Annotated in this window: 18 protein-coding genes; 14 read left to right on the top strand and 4 right to left on the bottom strand. The window is 72.2% G+C overall.

Annotated elements, in window-relative coordinates:
- Positions 1 to 179: 179 nt before the first annotated feature.
- From MMA15_RS12850 to MMA15_RS12800, 11 genes are all read left to right on the top strand, one after another.
- Positions 180 to 494, top strand: coding sequence for a hypothetical protein (locus tag MMA15_RS12850; protein WP_241059555.1), 315 nt, complete (start codon positions 180 to 182; stop codon positions 492 to 494).
- Positions 495 to 1183: 689 nt separating this feature from the next.
- Entirely contained in the window at positions 1184 to 1786 is a 603-nt protein-coding gene (locus MMA15_RS12845) for a DUF2617 family protein (RefSeq protein WP_241059554.1), read from the top strand.
- Between the two features lie 103 nt (positions 1787 to 1889).
- Entirely contained in the window at positions 1890 to 3611 is a 1722-nt protein-coding gene (locus tag MMA15_RS12840; RefSeq protein WP_241059553.1) for a polyamine aminopropyltransferase, read from the top strand.
- 108 nt (positions 3612 to 3719) lie between these two features.
- Positions 3720 to 4835, top strand: coding sequence for an SRPBCC family protein (locus MMA15_RS12835; RefSeq protein ID WP_241059551.1), 1116 nt, complete (start codon positions 3720 to 3722; stop codon positions 4833 to 4835).
- Positions 4836 to 5055: 220 nt separating this feature from the next.
- On the top strand, positions 5056 to 5874 hold the full coding sequence (locus MMA15_RS12830) for an aldose epimerase family protein (RefSeq protein ID WP_241059549.1): 819 nt from the start codon (positions 5056 to 5058) through the stop codon (positions 5872 to 5874).
- 42 nt (positions 5875 to 5916) lie between these two features.
- Positions 5917 to 6453, top strand: coding sequence for an orotate phosphoribosyltransferase (gene pyrE, locus MMA15_RS12825; protein WP_241059547.1), 537 nt, complete (start codon positions 5917 to 5919; stop codon positions 6451 to 6453).
- 336 nt (positions 6454 to 6789) lie between these two features.
- Complete coding sequence (fbaA, locus tag MMA15_RS12820) at positions 6790 to 7812, top strand: class II fructose-bisphosphate aldolase (protein WP_241059545.1); 1023 nt, start codon at positions 6790 to 6792, stop codon at positions 7810 to 7812.
- Between the two features lie 217 nt (positions 7813 to 8029).
- Entirely contained in the window at positions 8030 to 8443 is a 414-nt protein-coding gene (locus MMA15_RS12815) for a DUF3151 domain-containing protein (RefSeq protein WP_241059543.1), read from the top strand.
- Positions 8444 to 8692: 249 nt separating this feature from the next.
- Positions 8693 to 9562, top strand: coding sequence for a tryptophan 2,3-dioxygenase family protein (locus tag MMA15_RS12810; RefSeq protein WP_241059541.1), 870 nt, complete (start codon positions 8693 to 8695; stop codon positions 9560 to 9562).
- Positions 9555 to 10853, top strand: coding sequence for a kynureninase (kynU, locus tag MMA15_RS12805; RefSeq protein ID WP_241059539.1), 1299 nt, complete (start codon positions 9555 to 9557; stop codon positions 10851 to 10853). Before MMA15_RS12810 ends, kynU begins: the two co-directional genes overlap by 8 nt.
- A 32-nt stretch (positions 10854 to 10885) precedes the next feature.
- The gene (locus tag MMA15_RS12800; protein WP_241059537.1) at positions 10886 to 11611 is read left to right on the top strand and encodes an alpha/beta hydrolase family protein; all 726 of its coding nucleotides are present in this window, start codon (positions 10886 to 10888) and stop codon (positions 11609 to 11611) included.
- A gap of 44 nt (positions 11612 to 11655) precedes the next feature.
- On the opposite strand, the gene MMA15_RS12795 is transcribed toward MMA15_RS12800, so the two are convergent.
- Together MMA15_RS12795 and MMA15_RS12790 are read right to left on the bottom strand one after the other, a co-directional pair.
- On the bottom strand, positions 11656 to 12147 hold the full coding sequence (locus tag MMA15_RS12795; protein ID WP_241059536.1) for a cupin domain-containing protein: 492 nt from the start codon (positions 12145 to 12147) through the stop codon (positions 11656 to 11658).
- An 86-nt stretch (positions 12148 to 12233) separates the two neighbouring features.
- Positions 12234 to 13517 carry an adenylosuccinate synthase gene (locus MMA15_RS12790; RefSeq protein WP_241059534.1) on the bottom strand — a complete coding sequence of 428 codons (1284 nt, stop codon included), beginning with the start codon at positions 13515 to 13517 and terminating at the stop codon, positions 12234 to 12236.
- Positions 13518 to 13667: 150 nt separating this feature from the next.
- Between MMA15_RS12790 and MMA15_RS12785 the strand changes: the two genes are divergently transcribed.
- Positions 13668 to 14513: a diacylglycerol kinase gene (locus tag MMA15_RS12785; RefSeq protein WP_372498232.1), complete on the top strand. Its 846-nt coding sequence runs from the start codon at positions 13668 to 13670 to the stop codon at positions 14511 to 14513.
- Positions 14514 to 14517: 4 nt separating this feature from the next.
- Here the strand turns inward: MMA15_RS12785 and MMA15_RS12780 are convergent, their stop codons facing one another.
- Positions 14518 to 15150 carry a GbsR/MarR family transcriptional regulator gene (locus MMA15_RS12780; protein ID WP_372498231.1) on the bottom strand — a complete coding sequence of 211 codons (633 nt, stop codon included), beginning with the start codon at positions 15148 to 15150 and terminating at the stop codon, positions 14518 to 14520.
- A 94-nt stretch (positions 15151 to 15244) separates the two neighbouring features.
- Here MMA15_RS12780 and MMA15_RS12775 point away from each other — a divergent pair, with 94 nt between their 5' ends.
- Positions 15245 to 16183, top strand: coding sequence for an ABC transporter ATP-binding protein (locus MMA15_RS12775; protein WP_241059532.1), 939 nt, complete (start codon positions 15245 to 15247; stop codon positions 16181 to 16183).
- Positions 16183 to 17880 carry an ABC transporter permease gene (locus tag MMA15_RS12770; protein ID WP_241059530.1) on the top strand — a complete coding sequence of 566 codons (1698 nt, stop codon included), beginning with the start codon at positions 16183 to 16185 and terminating at the stop codon, positions 17878 to 17880. The genes MMA15_RS12775 and MMA15_RS12770 overlap by 1 nt, the downstream gene beginning before the upstream one ends.
- A gap of 117 nt (positions 17881 to 17997) precedes the next feature.
- On the opposite strand, the gene MMA15_RS12765 is transcribed toward MMA15_RS12770, so the two are convergent.
- On the bottom strand, positions 17998 to 19875 hold the full coding sequence (locus tag MMA15_RS12765) for a serine/threonine-protein kinase (protein WP_241059529.1): 1878 nt from the start codon (positions 19873 to 19875) through the stop codon (positions 17998 to 18000).
- Between the last annotated feature and the right edge of the window lie 14 nt (positions 19876 to 19889).

Here is a 19889-nt window from a genome sequence, read left to right as displayed (position 1 = left end):
ATTCGGCGCAGTCCGGCGGCGTACACGGCGCCCGTCGGCGGCCGAAGCTCTCGTCTTGCTCAACTCGCTTTTACGTTCCGGACCTTCGGGCAGAAGCGCCTCACACCGGCACGGTGCCGGGTGCTGCCGGCCTTGGCTTCCGGAGGGACGCGCGGCCGCGGCGAGAACGGATGCGGTGCATGCGCACCGCGCAGAAATGGGGGAAGCACATGGTCGGCCTAGGCGTGATCTTCGTCGTCATAGTCTTCGTGGTGGTCGTCGGCGTGATCGTCGCCGCCGCGTCGAAGGGCTCAGGCAGCGGCCGCAAGCCGAGGCGCGGCGGCTACTCGGGCGGCGGCACCGCGGGCGGCGGCGCCTGGTGGGCCGGTGACTCCGGCGGTCATCACGGGGGCGGTCACGGCCACTCGTGCGGCGGCGGCTCCTCCTGCGGCGGCGGTTCGTCCTGCGGAGGCGGCGGCGGTGGGGGTGGCTGCGGCGGTGGCGGCGGCGCCTGACGGCCCCACGGCACCCGCCGGGGCACCGGCGGCTCGGCTGCCGCAGCGCATGGCGGTGCTGGTCGCGCCCGTTACCAGGCGGCCCCGTAGGGCGGCACGTCTCGCGTGTCAAGTACCCCCGGTCCCATGGGAGTTGTACTCGCGTGCGATGTGCGGCCGACGCGGCTCCCGGGGGGCGACCCATGTACGGCATGCGGCCGGACCTTCATGGACGACAAGGGACTCGGAGCCCCGCGCCACGGTGCGGGGCTCCGCCCGTGCCCGCGCCCGTGCCCGCGCCTGTGCGCCCTCCCGTGCGTCCGTGCGTCAACGGGCCGACAAGCCGGGCGAGTCGGCAGACTCGGCCGCGAGGGGAAGCCGTGTACGAGCCCGAGCTCCGACGCAGGACGGAGGAACCCCAAGTTCCGCCGCGCATCCGGGAGTTGAACATGTGAACTGCCCGGCCCCCGCGCGGATGGAAACCCGGAGAAGTTGGGCAATAGAGCTGTGGCAGCATACATTTCATGATTCGGTGACCATGTATCACCGGACTTGGCGTGGGTACGAGTCGGCCTCGCACGAACACACGGACCCGACCACCGCTCAGTGGTCACCCCCCACCCACTCTCCACTGAGCGCCGGTCATCGGTCGACTCGTCGACGGGAGCGCCCGGCCCACCCCTCCACCGTGCCGCTTGCGGAGCCGACCCATGCTCACCACTCTCTCCACCCCGTACACCGACACCCGCGCGGGCGACCTCGCCTGGGCGCTCGGTCTGGAACGGCTGCCCGCCCTGGCCTGGCGGACACTCGAACTCGACGGCTCCATAGCTGAGTTGAGACTGCTCGGCGCCTCGCATCAGGTGCTGCTCGAAGAGGACGGGCTCGTCTGCTCCGAGACCGTCGCCTGCATGCCCGCCAGCAGTACGCCCCTGCCGCTCGGCGTCTCCAGACGCGCCGGCGGCTGGGAGTACGACTTCGCCGCCCGCGTCGAGAAGCTCTCGCCCTGCGCATTCGCAAGCCGGGCGCAGGAGTTGACCGAACTCGTCTCCGACCATCCCGGCGGTCTCGCCGGTACCTTCCCGGGCGCCCCGCACGCGTTCACCGCGCTGCTCGTACAGCGGCACGCGGGGCACGTCCGCTGGCGTACCTGGCACTCGTATCCGCAGGAGGGGCGGCTGGTCTCCACCCGCACCCGAGTGTCACGGGCCGGGGCGCCTTCCGCACCCGCGACCGCTGCGGCCCCCGCCGCGCTCGCCGCGGCAGGGCCAACAGGCCCTCCACGCACGGCAGTCGGCCGCGGGCAGCCCTGATACGAGGTGCCGTGCTCCCCGCCGCATCCCTGCGCGTGTTTTGCTCCCGTGCAATGCGTGTGGGTGACGGAGATGCCAAAAAGCCTCACGTAGCGTTCGCGGCATGATCGACCGCCCCCTCGTCCAGCCCCAGGAGGCGCGGCTGCCGGTGCCCGCCGGGGTAGGGCGCGGGCTCGTCCTCGCCTCGGTCTTCGTGTGCGCCGCGTGCGGCCTCGTCTACGAACTCGAACTCGTCGCGCTCGCCTCGTACTTGACGGGCGACTCGGTGACCCAGGCGTCCGTTGTGCTGTCGGTGATGGTCTTCGCGATGGGCATCGGCTCGCTGCTCGCCAAGCGGCTGCGCTGCCGGGCCGCGACCGGATTCGCCGCCGTGGAGGCCATGTTGGCGCTCGTGGGCGGCGGTTCGGCCATCGCGCTGTACGCCGGCTTCGCCTGGCTGGGCGGCGCGCGCATCGCGCTCATCGGCTTCTCGCTCGTCATCGGGGCGCTGATCGGCGCCGAGATGCCGCTGCTGATGACCCTCATCCAGCGCATCCGCCACCAGGACGCGGGCGGAGCGGTCGCCGACCTCTTCGCCGCGGACTACGTGGGCGCGCTCGTCGGCGGACTGACCTTCCCCTTCCTGCTGCTGCCGTTCTTCGGGCAGTTGACAGGCGCCCTGCTGACGGGCGTCGTGAACGCCACCGCGGGCGGAGTCGTCGTCCTCTGGCTCTTCCGCGGCGACATGACCACCCGCACACGCTGGGTGCTGTTCACGGTGAACGGCGTCGTGGTGCTGCTGCTGGCCGTCGGCAGCGTCTTCGTGCCGTCCTTCGAACGGGCGGCCCGGCACGCGGTGTACGGACACGAGGTGAGGGTCGCCGTCCGCAGCGGCGCGCAGGAGGCCGTACTCACGGGCGACCCCGACCCCCGGGCGTATCTGCGGGGCGGTCAGCCGCTGCGGTTCTTCCTCGACGGGCGGCTGCGGGCCTGCTCGGCCGACGGGGACCGCTATCCCGCCTCGCTCACGGGGCCCGCCATGAGCGGCGGCCCGCACGACCGGGTGCTGATCCTCGGCGGCGCGGACGGCCAGGCACTGCGCGAAGTCCTCGCCCACACCGGGGTACGTGAGGTCACTGTCCTCGAACACGACGCCGCCGCCGTGGAGTTGGCCCGTACGGACCCGGGACTGAGGAGGCTCAACAGGGATGCGTACCGGGACCCGCGGGTACGGGTCGAGACCGGCGGCGACGCCTTCGACTGGCTGCGCCGGCGCACGCGCGAGACCGGCGCCGCGCCCTACGACGTCGTCGTCTCCGACCTTCCCGACCCCGCCGCGCAGGAATTCGCCAAGCTCTACTCGCAGGAGTTCTACGGGCTGGTGGACCGGGTGCTGGCGAGGGACGGCCGCTTCGCCGTGCACGCGGGTCCCGCCGCCGCGCGCCCCCGTACGTACTGGACGGTCGAGGCGACGCTGCGACGCGCCGGGCTGGACACCTCGCCGTATGTGGTGCGCAGCCCCCGCGACTGGGGGTTCGTGCTCGCCTCGCGCGGCGGGACCGGCGGGCCGAGCCTGACCGGCTCCCAGGGAGGTTCCCCGGGCGGCGGACAGCGTGGCGGTCAGGGCGGCGGCCAGGAGCTGACCTCGCTGAGCGGGACCGGCAGCGCGGACGTCCCGGGAGCCGCCGAGGCCCCGGGCGCGCAGGACGCCTCCGGCATCCACCAGGGCGTAGGCCAGGCGCTGGGCGGCCTGACCCGGCATCAGCTGCGCGTCGCCGGACTGCGCGCCGAACGCGACCGCATGACGGGCCTTCCGCCGTCCACGCTCACTCACCCCCGCTACTAGCGGCCCCGCACCCGCGATGGGAGCGGTGCCCGCCCAGCCGGGTACGGTGCGCGGCGGAAGAGCGCCGACCGGTCACATGTACGGGGTGCGATGGGTAGGCTCCGCCCTATGGAGCACGAGGTGAACGTTCCGTCTTCCGTCGCGTCGGTACGGGCGGCACTCGCCGAGCCAGGACGCGTCGCGCGCTGCGTACCCGGTCTGCAACTCGACGGAGCGGAAGGCGCGGAGAGCACGAGCGGCACGGGCGGTACGGGCGGTACGGGCCGCACACGCGGCACGAGCGGCCGGAGTGACGGGAGCACAGCCGAGGGACGTCTGCGCGTCCGGGTCGGCGGCTCCACGATCACCTACCGGGGCAGCCTGACCGTCACGCCCCGTGGCGAGGACTTCACCGTCAAGGGCCGCGGCACGGAGGCGCGGGGCACCGGCTCCGTGAAGCTGGACCTCACCGTCGTACCGAGGCGGTCTAAGGAGGGCGAGGGCACTCGCCTCGTCTGCACCGGCACGGTCAGGGCCGACGGACGCATCGCGGACGTCGAGCGGAAGACCGCGACGGCGGCAGGACATCGGCTGCTGGAACGGTTCGGCAAGGCGCTCGGCGAGAGCATCGAGCAGGACCCGCCCCGTGAGCTGGACGCTCCGGGCGCCCCCGCGGCGGAGGCGGCCACCGACGAGCCTGCCGCCGGGCCGACGGGCGGCATCGGCGAACCCGGCGACAACGACCGCGTCATCCCCGGTATCCCGGGTCCCGACAAGAGCGCCGAGCAGTCCGGCTCGGAGGACGCGGAAGGCGCGGGAAGCCGCGAGAAGCAGGCCCGCGACAAGCAGACCCCGGACACCCCGGACGACCAGTCCTCCGGCGAGGCCCAGGAGGACGACCAGGCCACCGGGGAGGAGAAGTCAGGGCAGCAACCCCCGGAGCGCGGCGGCATCTTCGGCACCGAGGTGCCCCCGTCCTCCCTCGACCCGATGCACGACGACGAGCCGCTCGACGAAGCCGACGTGGAGGCCGCCGCCGAGGCCGAGGCGGCGCACGCGCGCCGCACGATGATCGGGCGCAGCGCCGAGGAGGTCGACCACGCACCGCCCCGCGGACGCTACGCGCCCGTGCCGCTGCCCGAGCCCATCGCCAACTCGGCCGCGCTGCGCTGGGTCGCGCCCGCCGCGGCGGCCGTCGTCGCCGGGGCCGTCGTCATCGGGCGCGCGCTGCGCCGTCGCCGCTGACGGGGCGGCACACGCACGAGGCACCATCGCCCCCCGGCCCGGCCCGCGTGCGTACCGCGTCCGCGTCCGGGCCGCATCCGTACTGCGTCCGTACCACCTCCGTACCGCTTCCGAGCCGCACTCGTAGCGCCTCGGCCGCGCCCGTACCGCCGTCGCGGCGCCGTATGCCCCACGGCCGGGTCGCACTCTGCCGGGAAGTGCCGAGGTTTAGGGTCGCGTCATGACTGACACCGCCACCACTGAGGCCGACGTCACGCTCCGCGCCGGAGACGCCGAGCTGACGGTCGAACCGCACCGGGGCTGCCGTATCGCCTCGCTGAAGGTCAGCGGTACGGAACTCCTCAGGCAGGGCAACAGATACGGCGCGTTCGTCATGGTGCCCTGGTGCGGGCGCACCGATCAGGGACGCTTCCGCAGCGGCGGCGAGCTGTACCAACTCCCCCTGGACAGCGGCCCGCACGCGATCCACGGCACTGTGCGCGACGCCGCCTGGCGCACCCTGCGGCAGGACGGACGCTCGGCGGCCTTCATCTGCGAACTGAGCGACCCGTGGCCGTGGGAGGGCCGGGTGACGCAGATCGTCGAACTCGACGAGGGGGGCGAGAGCCTCACGCTCACCCTCGGGGTCGAGGCGACCGATGCGAGCTTCCCCGCGCAGGCGGGCTGGCACCCGTGGTTCCTGCGCGATCCGTACGGGCGGGGCGACGGCGTACGTATCGACTTCGAACCGGAGTGGCAGGAGGAGCGCGGAGTCGACCATCTGCCAACCGGCAAGCGCGTGCCGCCGAAGCCAGGCCCGTGGGACGACTGCTTCGGCATGCCCGACGGCGTCGACGTGACACTGACCTGGCCGGGCAGGCTGGAGCTGAAGGTCACGAGCCGTGCCGAGTGGGTCGTGGTCTACGACGAGCAGCCGGAGGCCGTGTGCGTGGAGCCGCAGACGGGCCCGCCCAACGGCCTCAACTCCCATCCGCACCTGGTCACCGCGATCCAGCCGCTGGAGGCCGCCACCACCTGGAGCTGGCGGACGCTCTCATAGGGGCCCGCAGGCCCGGGAGGCCGGCCGCATAGGCTCCCGCACATGAGCACTGGAGACGCGCTGCTGCGGCAGATCAAGGAAAAGGCCGTCGTGCACGGCAGGGTCACCCTCTCCTCCGGCCAGGAGGCCGACTTCTACATCGACCTGCGCCGCATCACCCTCGACGGGGAGGCCGCGCCGCTCGCCGGGCAGGTCATGTTGGACCTCACCGAGGGGCTCGACTTCGACGCCGTCGGCGGGCTGACGCTCGGCGCCGACCCCGTGGCCTCGGCGATGCTGCATGCGGCGGCGGCCAGGGGCCGGAGGCTGGACGCGTTCGTCGTACGCAAGGCGGGCAAGGCGCATGGTCTTCAGCGCCGCATCGAGGGTCCGGACATCGCCGGGCGGCGGGTGCTGATCGTCGAGGACACCTCGACCACCGGCAACTCCCCGCTCACCGCCGTCGAGGCCGCCCGTGAGGCGGGCGCGGAGGTCGTGGCGGTGGCGACCATCGTCGAGCGCGGTGCGGCGGGTGCCGTCGAGCAGGCGGGCCTGCCGTATCTGCACGCGTACGACCTGGCGGACCTCGGTCTGGCCTGACCGACGGGCCGACGCGATCTGACGCGACGGGCCCGACGGAACCGGCCCGTGGAGCCGGACTGGGGAGCCGGGCTGCGAACCTGTCTGCGGAACAGGCCTGCGGAACCGGTACGGGCGCCGTCCGGGGACCCGGCGGGCCACGGATGAGGCGCGGCTCACGCACTGCCGTCCGTCTGGGAGGATGGGAGGCGACGATGACGTCGTTCCGTTGATTCCGTCGATTCCCGTCGATCCGGTCCGGGCCCGGCCCCTCCGTCGATCCGGTCCGGGCGCCGTGAGAATCCAGACGCCGCAGCAGAGCCGAAACGCACCCCGAGGAACCCAAGGAGCGGACAGATGCCCATCGCGACCCCCGAGGTCTACAACGAGATGTTCGACCGGGCGAAGGCGGGCAAGTTCGCCTACCCCGCCATCAACGTCACCTCGACGCAGACCCTGCACGCCGCGCTGCGCGGCTTCGCGGAGGCCGAGAGCGACGGCATCGTCCAGATCTCCACGGGCGGCGCCGAGTTCCTCGGCGGGCAGTACAGCAAGGACATGGTGAGCGGTGCCGTGGCGCTGGCCGAGTTCGCGCACATCGTCGCGAAGAAGTACCCGGTCAACATCGCCCTGCACACCGACCACTGCCCGAAGGACAAGCTCGACGGTTACGTGCGTCCGCTGCTGGCCGTCTCCAAGGAGCGCGTGGACGCGGGCCAGAACCCGCTCTTCCAGTCGCACATGTGGGACGGCTCCGCCGAGACGCTGAAGGACAACCTGGAGATCGGCGAGGAGCTGCTGGCCCAGGCCGCCGCCGCGAAGATCATCCTCGAGGTCGAGATCACCCCGACCGGCGGCGAGGAGGACGGCATCAGCCACGAGATCAACGACGAGCTGTACACGACCGTCGACGACGCGCTGCGCACCGCCGAGGCCCTGGGCCTGGGCGAGAAGGGCCGCTACCTGCTGGCCGCCTCGTTCGGCAATGTGCACGGCGTCTACAAGCCGGGCAACGTCGTCCTCCGCCCCGAGCTGCTGAAGGACCTCCAGGAGGGCGTGGCCGCGAAGTCCGGCAAGCAGAACCCGTTCGACTTCGTCTTCCACGGCGGCTCCGGCTCCACGGACACCGAGATCGCCACGGCGCTGGAGAACGGCGTCGTGAAGATGAACCTGGACACCGACACCCAGTACGCCTTCTCCCGTCCCGTCGCGGACCACATGTTCCGTAACTACGACGGTGTGCTGAAGGTCGACGGCGAGGTCGGCAACAAGAAGGTCTACGACCCGCGTAGCTGGGGCAAGGCGGCCGAGAAGAGCATGGCCGAGCGCGTGCAGCAGGCGTGCGCGAACCTGCGCTCGACCGGCACCCGGCTGAAGTAGCGGCGGCAGAGGCGGGGATGAGGTTCCCGCCGTGCAGTCGTGAGCCGAGCCGTCGGAGGGCCGGCCGTGATTCCACGGCCGGCCCTTCCGGTGTGTGCGGGGTGCGCTCCCGATGCGTGCGACGCGCCCTCCCGGTGTCCGCGGGGTGAAGGGGGCCCGGCCGCCGGGTTCGCACAGCCACGACTGTGTCCCGTGACGACAAGGCAGACTGGAGACCATGAGCATCCACGAGAACCTGCTCGGGGGCCCGCCCCCGACCCACCTGCCCGACGACCCCGGCCCGCGCGAGCTGCTCGCCTCCGGGACCGCGCCCGTCGAGGTGGCCGCCAAGCATCCGGCGTCGTCGCTGGCGTGGGCGCTGCTCGCGGACGACGCCTTCGAGGCGGGGAGGGTCGTCGAGTCCTACGCGTACGCGCGCACCGGCTACCACCGCGGCCTCGACGCGCTGCGCCGCAACGGCTGGAAGGGCCATGGGCCCGTGCCGTTCGAACATGAGCCGAACCGCGGCTTCCTGCGCTCGCTGCACGCGCTGGCGCGGGCAGCGCAGGCCATCGGGGAGCACGAGGAGTACGAGCGCTGCTCGACGTTCCTCAAGGAGAGTTCGCCCACGGCCGCGGCGACCCTTTCGTAGGGTTCGTAGGGAATGCGGAGAGGGCCGCCGGCGGTGTGCGGGAAGCGCGCACCGCCGGTCGCCGACGGCCCGCCGGGCATATGACCTGGGCCCTGACCAGGTGCTCTTGTCCCGGCGGGCCGCCTCCCCGATGATGAGTGCCAGGCCCGCACGACCGGAGAACCGGAGCCGGGCCTGAGGGGACCGGGGCTCCACTGCCCAGATGAACAGGAGCGGACCGCTACCCGGACACCACGTTGAGGAGAAGCGATGTCGCACGACGTCGAAGACCCCGCGGCCGGTACGCAGGCACCCGATCTGGACTTCGAAGGCACCACTCCGTACGAGGACTATGTGCAGGCCGACGTCCTCACGCATCTTCAGCATCCGCTGTCCGAGGACCCCGGCGAGATGGCGTTCCTCGTCACCACGCAGGTGATGGAGCTGTGGTTCACGGTCGTCGTGCACGAGTGGGAGACCGCCGCGAAGTCGCTGCGCAAGGACGAACTCCAAGGCGCCCTGGCCGCGTTGAAGCGCTCCACCTACGAACTGCGGTCGCTGAACGCGTCCTGGGAGCCGCTCGCGCATCTGACGCCGGCGCAGTTCAACGCGTACCGGTCGGCGCTGGGGGAGGGTTCGGGCTTCCAGTCCGCGATGTACCGGCGGATGGAGTTCCTGCTGGGGGAGAAGTCGGCGTCGATGCTCGTGCCGCACCGCGGAGCGCCGCGTGTGCACGACGAGTTGGAGAAGGCGCTGCACGAACCGGGCCTGTACGACGAGGTGTTGCGCTACCTGGCCCGGCGCGGCGAGGACGTGCCGCGGGAGGTGCTGACGAGGGACGTCTCGGAGCCGTACCGGCCGCACCCCGGGGTCGAGGCCGTGTGGGTCGCGGCGTACGCACGGCAGGAGAGCGGCGGCGCCGGCGCGGAGTCCGGCGAGGACGACGTCGTACGGCTCGGCGAGGCGCTGACTGAGGTCGCGGAGCTGGTGTGGCGCTGGCGCAACGACCATCTCGTCGCCACCAGGCGGGCGATGGGCGCCAAGGTCGGCACGGGCGGCTCGGCCGGTGTGGCCTGGCTGGAGAAGCGTGCCGCGAAGAACGTCTTCCCCGAGCTGTGGACGGCGCGCAGCCATGTCTGACGCGTGGGAGCCGCAGGACGGCCCGAGCGCCGCCGAGTTGGACGCGGCCGACGAACTCGCCCACCGACGCAAGGACTTCGTGCTCGACGGGCCGGACGTACCGGCCGACGACGGTGACGGCGACGGGAGCGGCGGCGTCGAGGGCGTCGTATATCTCGACGGCAACTCCCTCGGCGCGCTGCCCCGTTCGGTGCCCGCCCGCCTCGCCGAGGTCGTGGAGCGCGAGTGGGGGCGGCTGCGTATCCGCTCCTGGAGCGAGTCGGGCTGGTGGAGCGCGCCCGAGCGGATCGGCGACCGCATCGCACCTCTCGTGGGAGCGGCCGAAGGGCAGATCGTCGTCGGGGACTCCACCAGCGTCAACGTCTTCAAGGCCGTGGTGGGCGCGGTGCGCCTCGCCCGCGAGGAGCACGGCGAGGAGCGCGACGAGATCCTCGTGGACGCCGCCACCTTCCCCACCGACGGCTATGTCGCCCGATCCGCCGCCCGGTTGACCGGCGCCACGGTACGGGCCGTGCCCGTCTCGGAGATGGCGGCCTCGGCGGGCCCTTCGACCGCCGCCGTGCTCGTCAACCACGTCGACTACCGCACCGGCGAGCTGCACGACCTGGCGGCGGTCACGGCAGCCGTGCACCGTGCGGGAGGCCGCGCCGTATGGGACGTCTGCCACAGCGCGGGTGCGCTGCCCGTCGAACTCGACGCGTCCGCCGCGGACTTCGCCGTCGGCTGTACGTACAAGTACCTCAACGGCGGCCCCGGCTCGCCCGCGTTCCTCTACGTACGGCGAGAGGCGCAGGGCCGGTTCGACAGCCCGCTGCCCGGCTGGACCTCGCACGCGGACCCGTTCGCCATGGCGGACGACTACGTGCCGCGCGACGGTGCGGCACGGGGCCGGGTCGGCACGCCGGACATCCTGTCGATGCTCGCGCTGGAGGAGGCCCTGAAGGTCTGGGAGGGCGTCGACTTGGCGGCGGTTCGCGCCAAGAGCCTCGCCCTGACGGACTTCTTCCTCGCACGTGTGCGTACGCACGTCCCGCCGGGCATGCTCACCTCGCTCACCCCGGAGGAACACCGACGGCGAGGCAGCCAGGTCTCGTTGCTGTGCCAGGGCGAGCTGGAAGGGAAGGCGGAGAGCGTGATGTCGGCGCTGCACGCACGCGGCGTCGTCGGCGACTTCCGCAGACCCGGCGTGCTGCGCTTCGGGTTCACGCCGCTCTACACGTCGTTCGCCGACGCCGATCGCGCGGCGCGTGCTCTCGCGGACGTGGTGCTCGCAAGCCGGCGCGAAGCATGAGGTGAGCCACCGGCCGCGGGGGAGGAGTTCGCGTGGGTGACGCAGCAGCGGGAGCCGGAGAAGAGGAAGCACTGCTGGGTCTGGAGCCGGTCCCGCCGGAACGCACTGTCGCCTACGGCCGACACCCCTCCCAGGTCGTCGACTTCTACGGCACGGACGGCTTCGGGCCGCGCGTCACGGTGCTGCACGGCGGCTACTGGCGCGAGGCGTACGACCGCACGCACCTCTCGGCGTTCGCCGCCGCGCTGGCGGCGCGGGGCATGGCCGTGGAGCTCGTCGAATACCGTCGCGTGGGCGGTGGCGGCGGGTGGCCGGAGACGCCCCGCGACATCGGCGCCGCGCTCGATCACCTGGGAACGCCGAACGTCCTGCTCGGGCACTCCGCGGGCGGGCACCTCGCGCTGTGGGCGGCCTCGCAGAGGGAGCGCGCGGCTGATCGCGTCGTGGCGGTCGCCCCGGTCGCCGACCTGGCGAGGGCGCACCAACTGCAGCTCAGCAACGGCGCCGTGAGCGAATTCCTGGGCGGTGACGACGCGGTGCCGAAGCTGCTGCCCGACGCGGATCCCATGCGGCTGCCGCCCCGTGTGCCGGTGGAGATCCTGCACGGCACGGCCGACGTGGACGTACCGCTGGAGCTGTCACGGCGTTACGCGAACGACTGGGGCGCGCGGCTGCACGTGCTGACCGGCGCGGGTCACTTTGCGCCGTTCACGCCGGGCACGCCCGCGTTCGGCGTGCTCGCCGACGCGCTGTCGTGAGCGGAGCGCGCTCAGCGGTGAGTCACCGACCGTGAATCAGCGCCTCACGGCAGCATGCGGAAGTCGGCGAAGTCGAAGCCGGGCGAGACGACGCAGCTGACCAGGGTCTCCCCGTCGCGGTCCCGGGGACGGGCGCTCTGCCAGGCCCCGGGCGGCACAACTGCCTGCGGCAGATGGCCGGTTGCGACATCCGGGCCGAGGGTCAGCGTCCGCGGCTCGGCGCTCGGCCGCTCGCCGTCGCCGCCGAGGTGGAGGAGGAGCGGCGATCCGGAGTGCCACAGCCAGATCTCGGCGGACCGTACGACGTGCCAGCGCGACTCGTCCCCCGGACCGAGGAGGAAGTAGATCGCGGTGGCGCTCGCCCTCTCACCGTCGTACCCGTCGGGGCGCACCACGACATCGCTGCGCCACGTCTCGCGGAACCAGCCGCCCTCCGGGTGCGGTTGCAGCCCGAGCGCTTCGATCAGCGGAGACGGGGACGGGGACGTTGAGGCGGCGGGAGAGTGGGACGGGGAGGGCTGGGGCTGATCAGGCATCGGCCGGCGTTCCTCGTTTCGTCGGGGGCGGAGGTGACGGGGCGGGTACTGGCGGGGCAGCCCCCACCAGTACCCCAACTCCGCCCTTACAAGAAGGGGTTGATCTGGATCGTCTCGTCACGGCCGGGTCCGACCCCGATCGCGGAGATCGGAGCCCCGGACATCTCCTCCAGTGCCTTCACATAGCCCTGTGCGTTCTTCGGGAGGTCGCTGAAGGACTTCGCCTTGGTGATGTCCTCCGACCAGCCCGGCAGGAACTCGTACACCGGCTTGGCGTGGTGGAAGTCGCTCTGGCTGAAGGGGAGTTCGTCGGTGCGGCGGCCCTCGATCTCATAGCCGACGCAGACGGGGATGCGCTCCCAGCCGGTCAGTACGTCGAGCTTGGTGAGGAAGAAGTCGGTCAGTCCGTTGACGCGGGTCGCGTAGCGGGCGATGACCGCGTCGAACCAGCCGCAGCGGCGGTCGCGGCCCGTGGTGACGCCGCGTTCGCCGCCGATCTCGCGCAGCGACTCGCCGTCGGCGTCGAGGAGTTCGGTGGGGAAGGGCCCGGCGCCCACGCGGGTCGTGTACGCCTTGAGGATGCCGATGACGCGGCTGATCTTCGTGGGGCCGACGCCCGCGCCCGTGCAGGCGCCGCCCGCCGTGGGGTTGGAGGAGGTCACGAAGGGATAGGTGCCGTGGTCGACGTCGAGCAGCGTGCCCTGGCCGCCCTCGAAGAGGACCACCTTGCCCTCGTCGACGGCGTTGTTGAGGATCAGGGTGGTGTCGGCGACGTAGCCGCGCAACTCGTCGGCGTAGCCGAGCAGTTCCTCGACGATCTGCTCGGTGCGCACGGCGCGGCGGTTGTAGAGCTTGGCTAGGACCTGGTTCTTGAAGTCGAGGGCGGCCTCGACCTTCTGCGTCAGGATCGACTCGTCGAAGAGGTCCTGGACGCGGATGCCCACCCGGTTGATCTTGTCGGCGTAGGCGGGCCCGATGCCGCGCCCCGTGGTGCCGATCTTCCGCTTGCCGAGGAACCGTTCCGTCACCTTGTCGACCTCGGTGTGGTACGGCGTGATCAGGTGTGCGTTGCCGCTGAGCAGGAGGCGGGAGGTGTCGACGCCGCGCTCGTTCAGCCCGCTCAGCTCGGAGAGCAGGACCGACGGGTCGACGACGACGCCGTTGCCGATCACGGGGACGCAGCCCGGGGAGAGGATGCCCGAAGGCAGCAGGTGCAGCGCGTACTTCTGGTCGCCGACGACGACCGTGTGGCCGGCGTTGTTGCCGCCCTGGTAACGCACCACGTAGTCCACCGATCCGCCGAGGAGGTCGGTGGCCTTCCCTTTGCCCTCGTCACCCCACTGAGCACCGAGCAGCACGAGTGCGGGCACAGGCGTACACCCCTTCCGGGCGGGGCATGTCCCACGTGCGTGGCGAGTGCCGTCGCAAGAGCCGCGGACCGGTGCCCCAGATAGAGGAAGCCCCTGGCGCAACAGCGACAGGGGCTCTTGCACCGAGAGGTTACCTGAGAGAGGAACAAGGTGTCGGCTCCAGACCCCGCGGGGACCTCGCAGCCCTCGCTGCTCATGGTCATCGACCCCGCTGCCAAGCTGTGGGACGGGGAATCCGTGCGCATCGCGCGTGACGTGCTGTGCGCGGGCGCACCGGGCGTGAAGCTGTGCCTGCCGGACGGGCCGGAGGAGACCGAGCGCGCCCTGGCACGCCGCGGCAGCCGCCGCCCGGTGGTGGTGGGCGACGACAGGGCGCTGCTGAGAGCCGTCCGACTGCTGCACAGAGAGCGGGAGTTGGAGGAGGCGGTGCTGTCGGTGGTCCCGGTGGGCGCGGCGGAGACCACCGCGGTCACCTGCGGACTGGGCGTTCCCGCGGACGCGGTCTCCGCGGCCCGTACCGTGCTCGACGGTGTACGGCAGCGGCTCGGCCTGCTCATAGACGACAGCGGCGGCGTGGTGCTGGGCGGCATCCGCATCCCGGGGCAGCCGAGCGGGCCCGAAGACGCGGGCCGCGGCGGTGCGTTGAGGGCGAAGGCGGCGCTGTCGCGTGCGTGCCGGCCGAGGGCCGCCGCTCAGCGGCTCCGGGTCGAGGCGGACGGCGAGCTGCTGGCCGATCTGGACCGGCCGGTGCGGGAGGTGTCGGTGAGTTCGCCCGGCTCCTCTCATCTGCCGAGCGGGGGTGTGCCGAGCCTGGCCCAGGTGACCGTGCGGCCCGAGGGGCGGGACCGTGCCGGTCTGGTGCGGGCCCGTGCGAAGGCGGTGACGGTGTCGGGCCCGGACTTCCGCTACCGTGCGGACGCCCTGGTGGGCGGGCCTGTGCGGGTACGTACGTGGACCGCGCTGGCGGGGGCGTGGAGCCTCACGCTTCCCGCCTGAGGTCTCAGCGCTCGCCGCCCGACCGCGCGGGGCCCTGCCGGTCGTCCGCACCGCCCGTGCCGCCCGCGTCGTCCGCACCGCCCGTGCCTTCGTCCCTCTTGGTGCGGTGTGCGTACCAGCGGTCGAGCATTCCCTCCAACTCCCCCTGCATGAACTCCAGGAAGTCGTAGGTGTCGCGCACCCTGCGGCCCGCCGGGGTGTCCGGCCCCAGGGCCTTCTCGCCCGCCCGCAGCGTGGTGGTCCAGCGGGTCAGCAGCTGGTCGCGGTCGAGCAGCGCCTCGTACCAGACGTTCTCGTGTACGCGGTACAGCTCGCGGCGCGAGCCCGGCTCGCGTTCGCGGCTGACCATGTGGACCTGGGAGAGATAGCGGACGGCGCCGGAGACCGCCGCCGGGGAGATGCGGAGGCGTTCGGCGAGCTGCGCCGAGCTGAGCGAGCCGTCGCGGGAGGCGAGCAGGCAGGCGAAGACGCGGGAGGCCATGCGCTGCATGCCTGCCTCGGTCATGTCGGCGGCGAAGCGCTCGACGAATGTGGACGCGGCCGTGTCGTAGCCCTCGGGCTCGAAGCCGTCCTCGACGGAGGGCTCGGGCGGGGCCTCGCGCGGCGGCTCGGGCTCTGGTCTCTTCGTGGGCGTCACCGGTCCGGGCCCTCCTCCCTGCTCAGCGTCGTACCGCAGATCCTAACGCTTCCTTAACTTCACAAATTTGTGAAGCGAGCGTACCGTCCTGTCCATGGACACATCCGCCACCGCGATCTCGGTATCCGGTCTCGTGAAGACCTTCGGCTGGCTCCGCGCACTCGACGGCCTCGATCTCGAAGTCCGCACCGGCGAGGTGCACGGCTTCCTCGGACCCAACGGGGCCGGCAAGTCGACCACCATCCGCGTACTGCTCGGGCTGCTGCGCGCCGACGCCGGCAACGCACGGCTCCTCGGCCACGACCCGTGGGAGGACGCCGTCTCCCTGCACCGCAGGCTCGCCTACGTACCGGGCGACGTGGAGCTGTGGCCCGCGCTCACCGGCGGAGAGGCGATCGACCTGCTCGCGCGTCTGCGGGGCGGCCTCGACACCGCGCGCCGCGACGAGCTGATCGAGCGCTTCGACCTCGACCCGACGAAGAAGGGCCGGACCTACTCCAAGGGCAACCGGCAGAAGGTCGCCATCATCGCCGCCCTCGCCTCCGACGCCGAGCTGCTGCTGCTCGACGAACCCACCGCGGGACTCGACCCGTTGATGGAGGTCGTCTTCCAGGACGTCATCTTCCAGGCGAAGGCCGCGGGCAAGACCGTGCTGCTCTCCAGCCACATCCTCGCCCAGGTCGAGAAGCTGGCCGACCGCGTGAGCATCATCCGCCTCGGCAAGATCGTGCAGTCCGGGACGCTCAGCGACATGCGCCATCTGACGCGTACGACGATCGAGGCGGAGACCGAGCGCCCCGTCGCCGGGCTCGACGCGCTGCCGGGAGTGCACAACGTACGTACCGACGCCGGCCGCGTGCACTTCGCCGTGGACGGTGCCCACCTCGACGGTGCCGTCCGCCACCTCAGCACGCTCGGCATCCGCAGCCTCACCAGCCATCCGCCCACGCTGGAGGAGCTGATGCTGCGGCACTACGGTGACGAGCTGGCGGCCAACGGCCACGGCGTCAACGGGTCCGTGGGAGCCGCGTGATGGCCGCCCAGGCAGGCCAGGCCACCGCGGGCGCCCCGGCCGGCACGGCCCCGGCAGGTCCGTCCGCTGAGGGGACTCGTCCGCACGGCCCCCGCGGTTCGCTGGCCGGCACCGGCGTACTGATCCGGTTCGCGCTGCGCCGCGACCGCGTACGCATCCCCGCGTGGATCGCCGCGCTCGCGCTCGTCGGGCTCTCCACCGTCGGCAAGCTCGAAGGGCTCTACCCGGACGCGGCCGACCGGGCCTCCGTCGCGAAGACCATGGGCAGCCCGGCCGCGCTCGCCATGACCGGGCCCCGCCACTACCTCGAAGGCGGCTACAACCTCGGCGCGATGCTCAGCCACCAGGTGATCGGCTTCTACGGGGTGCTCGCCGCGCTGATGAGCGTGCTGACCGTCGTACGCCACACGAGGGCGGAGGAGGAGAGCGGGCGTGCGGAGCTGCTGCGTTCGACCGTCGTGGGGCGCCATGCCGCGCTGACCGCCGCGCTCACCGTGACCGTCGGCGCCTCGCTGCTGCTCGGCGGGCTGCTCGCGCTCGGCCTGGGCAGCTCCGGGATCGAGGGCGTGAACTGGGAGGGGTCGCTGCTGTACGGGGCGGCGTTCGCCGGGCTCGGCGCCGTCTTCGCCGGGGTCGCGGCCATCACCGTGCAGATCACCGGGCACACGAGGGGCGCCTCCGGGATGGCTCTTGGCGTGCTCGGGCTCGCCTACGTACTGCGTGCCGCGGGCGACGTCGGCGACGGTACGCTCTCCTGGCTGTCGCCGATCGGCTGGGCGCAGCGCAGCTACCCCTTCGTCGACGACCTGTGGTGGCCGCTGCTGCCGATGGCGGCGACCGCGCTCGTGGCGTGCGGCGCGGGTTATGTGCTCAGCGTGCGGCGCGACGTGGGAGAGGGCCTGCGCAATCCGCGCCCCGGGCGGCGCACGGCGTCGGCCGCGCTGACGCGCCCCTTCGGCTTCGCGCTTCGCCTGCACCGCGGCACCGTCGCGGGCTTCGGCACAGCCCTCTTCCTGCTCGGGACGATGTACGGGTCGCTCCTCGGCGACGTCGACGACATGCTGAAGGACGTCCACGTCATGGACGAGGCGCTGGCGAAGACCGGCGGCTCGTCGTTCGTGGAGTCCTTCGCCTCCATCGTCATGATCGTCAACGCGGTGATCGCCGCCGTCTACGTGGTGATGGCGGCGCTGCGCTCCCGTTCCGAGGAGAGCGCGGGGCGGGCCGAACCGCTGCTGGCCACCGGCCTGTCCCGTACGCGGTGGGTCTGGAGCCACCTGTCGGTGACGCTCGCGGGCGGCACGTTCACGCTGCTGCTGGCCGGGCTGGGCTTCGGCATCGCGGGCGCCGCGTCCACGGGCGACGGCGGGCTGGTGCTGTCGCTCGCCGGTGCGGCACTGGCGTACGCACCGGCCCTGTGGGTCACGGCGGGCGTCGTGGCGGTGCTCTTCGGGTGGCTGCCGCGGTTCACGGCGGCGGCGTGGGCCGTACCCGCGTATGCGTTCCTCGTCGGATACCTGGGGCAGATCCTCCAGTTCCCGGACTGGATGAACGACCTCTCCCCGTTCGGGCACGTGCCGCAGCTTCCCGCCAAGGACCTGGACTGGATGCCGCTGGCCGTGCTCACGGCGGTCGCTGCCGTGCTGATCGCGGTGGGGCTGGCCGGGTTCAGGCGCAGGGACCTGGAGACGAAGTAGCCGCCCGGGGCCCAAACGGCCCCGGGCGCCGGGCAGTTCGCGACGGCCGGGAGCCGGTGCGGGGCCCGCTGATTCCGGACTGTCGGTCCGGGCCCTTCAGTCGGGGCGCGTGGCCCTTCAGTTCAGGCGCGTGTACGAGAATTTCCCGCCGTTCGGAAACGTGCGCACCAGGCGGCCGTCCTCCACGCTCAGGGAGGATGAGTCGCCGGTGGCGCACGTACCGGTCGAGGCGGTCTTGTCGACGGTGGGCGGTCCGATGCGTACGGCCTCACCGCCCCCGCCGACGGAGAACAGATCGGCCTTCGCCTCGCAGTGCTCGTCGGTGGCCTCCGAGACCATGCCGACGGACATCGAGCCCGTCCGTACCTGCTCCACGGTCAGCCGCTGGGTGCCGCCCGCGGGCAACGGCCGCTGCCACTCGCCGAGATACTCCTTCGGCAGCCTCTCCGGTTCGGCGACCCGGTGGAGCGTGGCGGTACGGCCCGCGGCCTCCCACTCCAGCGTCGAACCGCCGGGCCCCGCGGTGAGCTTGTGGGAGCCCAGCGCCGAACACTTATCCTCGGGCACGCTCTTGACGACCTTGGTGTCCAGTTCCAGCGAGTCGCCCGCCGCTACGAGCTTGCCGTCGCTCTTGCACTCGTAGTTCTCGCCGAGGCTGATGCTGTTGGCCACGACCTCGCCGACCTTGCCGTGTGAGACGACGAACCGGCGGTACTGGCCCGTGGGTTCGCCGTCCCGTTCGACCCTGCCGCTCCAAGTGCCCACGTAGCTCTCGGGGATGTCGGAGGACTCGGTCTTGTTGCCGCTCTTCTCCGAGTCCAGCAGCGGAAGTTCGGCGCCGGACGCCACGAAGGCGACGCCCGCCACGACGACTGCGGCGAGCGCGCCGATGGCCAGCCGCCTGCGCGGGCGGCGCACGGGAGCGGGAGCGGCACCTGCTACGGACGGCCCGGCCTCCGGTGCCGCGGCGCCCGACTGGTGTGCGGGGGCGGCCTGTTGAGCGGGCGCGGCGGGCGTACGCGCTTCGGTGGCGTCCTCGCCGCCGGGAACGTCCGGCGCCCCGGAGCCCGAGGGCGGGGTGTCGGTGTCGAGCAACTGGACGGCGTGGCGGCCCAGTTCGGCGATGAGGGCCGCCGGCAGCCACGGCGCCGAGGCCGTACCGGTCGAGATGGGCTGCACGCCCGCGATGACGTCCTCGGGCGCCGGGCGCTCGGCCGGGTCCTTCGCGAGGCACGAGGCGATCAGCCCGCGCAGGGGCTCCTCGACCCCCTCCAGATCGGGCTCGGCGGAGGCGATGTTGAACATCACCGCGTGAATACCGCCGCCCTCGCTTCCGAAGGGCGTACGGCCGGTGGCCGCGTATGCGAGCACCGAGCCCATGCAGAAGACGTCGCTGGCCGGAGTGACCTGCTGTGCCCTTATCTGCTCGGGCGACATATAGCTGGGGGAGCCCACGACGACCCCGGTGCCGGTCACCGTCGAGTCGGGAAGGGCGTCCAGCGCACGGGCGATGCCGAAGTCGATGACGCGCGGCCCGTCGATGGTGACCAGGACGTTCGACGGCTTCAGATCGCGGTGGACCACACCGGCGCCGTGGATGTCGAGCAGCGCGCTGGAGAGTCCGTAGGCGAGCGTGCGGATGGTGTTCTCGGGGAGGGGGCCGTCCCCGGCCTGCGTACGGCTGGAGACCACCTGTTCCAGGGAGGGGCCCGCGATGTAGCCGGTGGCGACCCAGGGGTTCTCGGCCTCGGTGTCGGCGTCCAGCACCGGCGCCGTCCAGCGCTCCCCCACACGGCGGGCGGCCTCCACCTCCAGCCGGAAGCGGGAGCGGAACTCCGCCTCGGCCGCCAGCTCGGCCTTGATCAGCTTCACGGCGACCGTACGTCCGCCCTCGGAACGGGCCAGATAGACACGGCCCATGCCGCCGGAGCCGAGCCTGCTGAGCAGCCGGTAGCGGCCGATGGTCTGCGGATCGTCCGCAGCCAGATCTGCCATGTCGTCCCCCCACG

The sequence above is a fragment of the Streptomyces marispadix genome (genome assembly GCF_022524345.1).
Lineage (GTDB): Bacteria > Actinomycetota > Actinomycetes > Streptomycetales > Streptomycetaceae > Streptomyces > Streptomyces marispadix.
Note: the sequence above shows the minus strand (reverse complement) of the source record. Positions and strands in the feature narration are given on the sequence as shown.

What these genes read in the sequence shown, in the direction of transcription:
- MMA15_RS12850 (WP_241059555.1), top strand. Translation starts at nt 180, where the DNA reads ATGCGCACCGCGCAGAAATGGGGGAAGCACATGGTCGGCCTAGGCGTG.
- MMA15_RS12845 (WP_241059554.1), top strand. Translation starts at nt 1,184, where the DNA reads ATGCTCACCACTCTCTCCACCCCGTACACCGACACCCGCGCGGGCGAC.
- MMA15_RS12840 (WP_241059553.1), top strand. Translation starts at nt 1,890, where the DNA reads ATGATCGACCGCCCCCTCGTCCAGCCCCAGGAGGCGCGGCTGCCGGTG.
- MMA15_RS12835 (WP_241059551.1), top strand. Translation starts at nt 3,720, where the DNA reads ATGGAGCACGAGGTGAACGTTCCGTCTTCCGTCGCGTCGGTACGGGCG.
- MMA15_RS12830 (WP_241059549.1), top strand. Translation starts at nt 5,056, where the DNA reads ATGACTGACACCGCCACCACTGAGGCCGACGTCACGCTCCGCGCCGGA.
- pyrE (WP_241059547.1), top strand. Translation starts at nt 5,917, where the DNA reads ATGAGCACTGGAGACGCGCTGCTGCGGCAGATCAAGGAAAAGGCCGTC.
- fbaA (WP_241059545.1), top strand. Translation starts at nt 6,790, where the DNA reads ATGCCCATCGCGACCCCCGAGGTCTACAACGAGATGTTCGACCGGGCG.
- MMA15_RS12815 (WP_241059543.1), top strand. Translation starts at nt 8,030, where the DNA reads ATGAGCATCCACGAGAACCTGCTCGGGGGCCCGCCCCCGACCCACCTG.
- MMA15_RS12810 (WP_241059541.1), top strand. Translation starts at nt 8,693, where the DNA reads ATGTCGCACGACGTCGAAGACCCCGCGGCCGGTACGCAGGCACCCGAT.
- kynU (WP_241059539.1), top strand. Translation starts at nt 9,555, where the DNA reads ATGTCTGACGCGTGGGAGCCGCAGGACGGCCCGAGCGCCGCCGAGTTG.
- MMA15_RS12795 (WP_241059536.1), bottom strand. Translation starts at nt 12,147, where the DNA reads ATGCCTGATCAGCCCCAGCCCTCCCCGTCCCACTCTCCCGCCGCCTCA.
- MMA15_RS12775 (WP_241059532.1), top strand. Translation starts at nt 15,245, where the DNA reads ATGGACACATCCGCCACCGCGATCTCGGTATCCGGTCTCGTGAAGACC.
- MMA15_RS12770 (WP_241059530.1), top strand. Translation starts at nt 16,183, where the DNA reads ATGGCCGCCCAGGCAGGCCAGGCCACCGCGGGCGCCCCGGCCGGCACG.
- MMA15_RS12765 (WP_241059529.1), bottom strand. Translation starts at nt 19,875, where the DNA reads ATGGCAGATCTGGCTGCGGACGATCCGCAGACCATCGGCCGCTACCGG.